The sequence below is a fragment of the Bacillus sp. P4_D3 genome, from assembly GCF_056401855.1.
On record NZ_JBFUIN010000689.1, the window covers coordinates 1 to 1,620 of the forward strand.

2 protein-coding genes are annotated in these 1,620 nt (G+C 30.0%); both read left to right on the forward strand.

Annotated elements, in window-relative coordinates:
• Positions 1 to 197 precede the first annotated feature (197 nt).
• Positions 198 to 968: a hypothetical protein gene (locus AC1DTM_RS25610; RefSeq protein ID WP_477001204.1), complete on the forward strand. Its 771-nt coding sequence runs from the start codon at positions 198 to 200 to the stop codon at positions 966 to 968.
• Between the two features lie 62 nt (positions 969 to 1,030).
• On the forward strand, positions 1,031 to 1,620 hold a 590-nt coding region (locus tag AC1DTM_RS25615; protein ID WP_477001203.1), incomplete at its 3' end, for a hypothetical protein.

Genomic DNA, 1,620 nt, shown 5'->3' on the forward strand with positions numbered 1-1,620 from the left:
GGAGCGGCAGAATTYCAAYTATTGGYGTACTGTAGATTTAAATTCAAGTCATTTAATATGTCATGGGAAGAGAATGAGAGAATGCGTGGGAGAATTCGAAAGCGAAATACAAAATCCAAATCGAAAAGTAAATAAGAGKGAAATAGAATTGAAGTGAATGRAAATTATTTAAACTGTATAGAAGGTGAARWGYCARGRTGTGGRATATAAAAGAAGAAGATTTAKATAAGTTTMGRATGACATGTCAAGGGCGTTTAAGTCCTGAAGGTGCGACGGGATTTATGCTCGGAACGATATTTTATACTTCATTATTTATGGTTATTATTTTTATAGGAGGAATAGATTATTATACTACCTTGTTTGATAAGGTAATTGTTAGGATTGAATTAGTGTTATATGGTTTGCAAGTAATGTTTTTAATTCTATATTTATTCCCTAAAGCTCGTTATAAATTTCAAAAATTACAAACGCTCGTTATATTATTATATGCATTTCAACTTGGAACTATCGGATGCACGTTATTTGTTCTTTCTGGGATGATTGAGCATTCAATTGATCTCAATACACGTGTTTATGTAGGTCTATTAGTATTAGGTGGAATTATTGTTCATATTGTGACAACAGTTGATACATTTAAACAAGTAAGCGAAGGTGCATTTAGTAGTGGGGACAAATCAGATTCGTTTTTTAGTAAAACAAAGGGACATGTTATACAAGGTGCTGTAATTTATGTGTTAATTCTTCTTGTTTTGATTTATATAAATAATAATTACTCATTAAACACAATGTTTGGTTATGTTATGTGTAATGTTGTTATGTATRCAGTAGCAATAGGAGCGGCAGAATTTCAACTATTGGTGTACTGTAGATTTAAATTCAAGTCATTTAATATGACGTGGGAAGAGAATGAGAGAAAGTGTGGAAGAATTCGAAAACAAAATAAGAAATTCAAAACGAAAAATAAATAATATATTAATAGAATTTTAGTGTTCGAAAAATAATTGAAACGTATAGARGGTGAAGAGCCARGATGTGGRATATARAAGARGAAGATTTAKATAAGTTTAGGATGACATGTAAWGRKCGTTTAAGTCCTGAGGGTGCTACRGGWTTTATGTTTGGRGGAATACTWTWTAGTTCAATARYCRTTTTTTCTATTRTTKTATCAGSTGRKTGGGATTACTGTATGSTTCTCYTTAATATAGGAATTGTTAAGYTRGAAGTGTTRTTATATGCTCTGCAAGTAATTTTTTTCATTCTATATTTATTTCCAAAAGCTCAATTTAAATTTCAAAAGCTACAAACAATTGTTGTATTATTAAATGCATTTCAAATGGCAACAATATTACTCGTAGTTTTGATTGGTACTAAAATGGCTAATAATTCAATTGATCAGATTACATTACTGTATGCAGGATTATTATTTTTAGGAGCAGTAATTTTTCATATTTTGACAACAATTGATACGTTTAAACAGGCAAGTGAAGGTGCATTTAGTATGGATGAAAGATCCGCTTCCTTTTTTAGTAAAGCAAAAGGAAAGATGATGAAGTGGGCTACATTATACGCAGTAACTATTCTTATTTTTCTATATTTTCATAACGATTATGGATTTGATAC